We start from the raw sequence: 3061 nt of genomic DNA on the forward strand, positions 1-3061 counted from the left end.
ATTCCCAGCGACGCAGCAGCACGCGCTCGGCCTCGCAGACATGCGCGTCGTCATCGATGCACCACACGCGACGTCCGCGCAGCGAGGAATCGCCCTCGGTATCGACCGGCACCGGCGGTGCCTGCGCGACCACGGCCGCGGGATCGCCGCACGGCACGGTCACCGAGAACACGCTGCCGTGCCCCAGCCGCGAGTGCAGGCTGATCGGATGCCCGAGCAGGCGCCCGATGCGTTCAACGATGGCGAGGCCCAGGCCGGTACCGCGGTCGTGGGCGACGCCGTCGTCGAGGCGGCGGAACTCCTCGAAAATCTCCTGCTGCCGGCTTTCCGGAATACCCGGGCCCTGATCGTGGACTTCGATGCGGACACAGTCGCCGACGCGGCGGCAGCCGATCAGAATGCGCCCGCGCGCGGTGTAGCGGATCGCATTGGAGAGGAAATTCTGCAGGATGCGTCGCAACAGCGCCTCGTCGCTGCGCACTACGGCGGCGGTCGGCATGCGCTGCAGTTGCAGACCGCGACTGGCGGCGACGACGCCGAACTCGCGGCCCAATGCCTCGAGCAGAGATTCCAGGCGAAAGTCGCGGACGCGGGTCTGCTGGCTGCGCGCCTCCAGCCTGGCGATGTCGAGCAGGCTGTTGAGGATCGCGTCCTGGGCCGCCAGCGCGTTGTCGGCATGTTCGACGATGTCCTTCGCATCGGACTCGCCGGATCGGCCGCGCAGCGCGGACAGGAACATGCGCGCGGCGTTCAGCGGTTGCAGCAGATCGTGCACCGCCGAGGCGACGAAGCGGGTCTTGTAGCGGTTGGCGGCCTCGGCCTCGGCCTTGGCCGCGGCGAGGTCGCGGGTACGCTCCTCGATGCGGCTTTCCAGCGCGTCGGCCAGCGAGCGCAGCTCGCGCGCCGCGTTCTTGTAACTCGTGATGTCGGCGTAGCTGGTGACGAAGCCACCATCCGGCAGTGGATTGCCGCGGATTTCCAGCACGCTGCCATCCTGCTTCTCGCTCTCGCGCAGGTGCGATTTGCCGCTGCGCAGATGGCCCAGGCGACGCTGGATCGCTGTCTCGATCGGCCCCGGCCCGAGCAGGCCACGACGGGCGTTGAAGCGGAACAGGTCTTCGATCGGTCGGCCGATCTGCAGCAGGTCGGCGGGAAAACCGAACAGTTCGGCGTAGCGCGAATTCCATGCCACGAGATTCAACTGCGCGTCGATGATCACCACGCCCTGCGGCAAGTGTTCCAGGCTGCGGCTGAGTCCGGAGTCGGCACGTTGCGCCGCCTGCACGATACCGTCCTGCGCGGTGCGCAGTTCTTCGGCATGCTGGCGCAGCACGGTCTCGAGTTCTTCGCGACTGCGCTGGCGATAGTGAGCCAGGCGCCGGCGTTGCTCCACGAAGAGAACGAGGAAGGCCAGCGCCAGCCACGCGCCTGCGGCCGCCAGCGCGGCGCCGCGACCGGCGCTGGCGACCTCGCTGGTGTCATGCAGCAGGTGCAGGTGCCAGCGGCTTTCGCCCAGCGTGGTCTCCTGCCAGAGCACCGGACGCGTCAACGCCGGGGCTTCCGCTTCGACGAGGCGCGCGTCATCGTCGAGTTCGCGCAAGGTCTGCATGCGCACCGGCAGCATCGCCTGTTCGGCGTATTGGCGCGTCTTGCCCAGCTCGCGCAGGTCGGTCTCGCTGAGCTGGTGCAGGGTGCGATAGCGCCATTCGTTGCGGCTGGCGAGGAACACCACGCCGTGTTGGTCGGTTACCAGAACGATGTCCGGCATGAGCAGCCATTCGCGCTCCAGCGTCGTCAGCTCGATCTTGATCGCGACAACTCCGAGCACGCGTCCGGAATTGTCGCGCACCGCCTGCGAGAGAAAGTATCCCGGTGCGCCGGTGGTGAGGCCGATGCCGTAGAAGTGGCCGCTGCCTTCGGCCAGCGCCTGCTGCACATACGGGCGGAAGGTGTAGTCCTGGCCGACGTTGCTGGTCGGCAGGTTCCAGTTGCTCGCGGCCAGGGCGATGCCATCGCGTCCGATCAGCGTCAGCGTCGACAGATGGGCGACATCGTTGGCGAGTTCGAGCTTGCGGTTCAACGCGTCGCGCTGCGCGGGGCTCAACGGTGCGGACAGTGCGGCAAGCAGATCCGGATCCAGCGCCAGCACCCGCGGCAGGCTGCGATAGCGGTCGATGTGCTGCTGCAGCGACTGTGCATACAGTCCGAGCTGGCGCTTCGCCTGGATCTGCTCGGCCTGCAGCGCACGGCGCGCGGCAAACCAGTAGGCGGTCGACATCGCCAGCAGCATGCCGCCGACGACCAGCAGCACGAGCAGCATCAGGCGATGTCTGTGGGGAATCCGCATGCGCGGGAAGTCTAGCGTGCGCGGTGCGGCCGGGACCAATGCCAAGCCGCGACTAATACCAATAGGTTATCGGCAATGCGATGGTCGCGGAGTACAACTTCGCCGCGCCTGCCGTACCTGCGCTTCACCGATTCCCGGGGTATGGGCTGCCGCGCACAAGGACAAAATCCATGCGCAGGGCGGGCGCGACGGACCAAGAAGGGGTGCTTGTGCAGTCAATCAAATTTCGACCAGTGCTTCGTCCCGCTAGCCGCAGTGACGATGGGGGAGCGAATCCGTCCGCCCTGATGTCGATCGAACGGAGGAGGCGAGTGCCGGTTCGCGCGGCGTTCATCCGCGCGCTGTTCGCCTTGTCCGCTTCCAGCGCACTGTTGTGCATCTCGCCCGCAACGCATGCGGACGGACCGGCGGCGCCGGCGCAGACATCCTTCGATCTCGGCGATTTGCCCGCGTACCAGTCGAGCGGGCGCGTCTCGGGCACGATCCGCAACGCCGGCTTCGGCCTCGGCGGCGTGCTGAAGAAATGGGAGGACGCGTTCCGCAAGCTGCATCCCGACGTGCAATTCGACGACAAGCTGCCGACCAGCGACTACGCGATCCCGGCACTGGTCACCGGCACCGCCGACCTCGGCCCCGACGGTGGCGAGCCGAGCATCACCGAAACCTTGTCGTTCTTCGAAGTGTTCGGTTACCACGTGACGCCGGTCGTCGTCG

At 67.3% G+C, this 3061-nt stretch carries 2 protein-coding genes; one reads left to right on the top strand and one right to left on the bottom strand.

The annotated features are described in order from the left end of the window. On the bottom strand, positions 1–2347 hold a 2347-nt coding region (locus VF497_RS14630; protein ID WP_330889995.1), incomplete at its 3' end, for a PAS-domain containing protein. 311 nt (positions 2348–2658) lie between these two features. On the opposite strand from VF497_RS14630, the gene VF497_RS14635 reads away from it, so the two are divergent. Further along, a partial coding sequence (locus VF497_RS14635; protein ID WP_330889997.1) for a hypothetical protein occupies positions 2659–3061 on the top strand: 403 nt, incomplete at its 3' end.

The sequence above is a fragment of the Rudaea sp. genome (assembly GCF_036383415.1).
Taxonomy (GTDB): Bacteria; Pseudomonadota; Gammaproteobacteria; order Xanthomonadales; family Rhodanobacteraceae; genus Rudaea.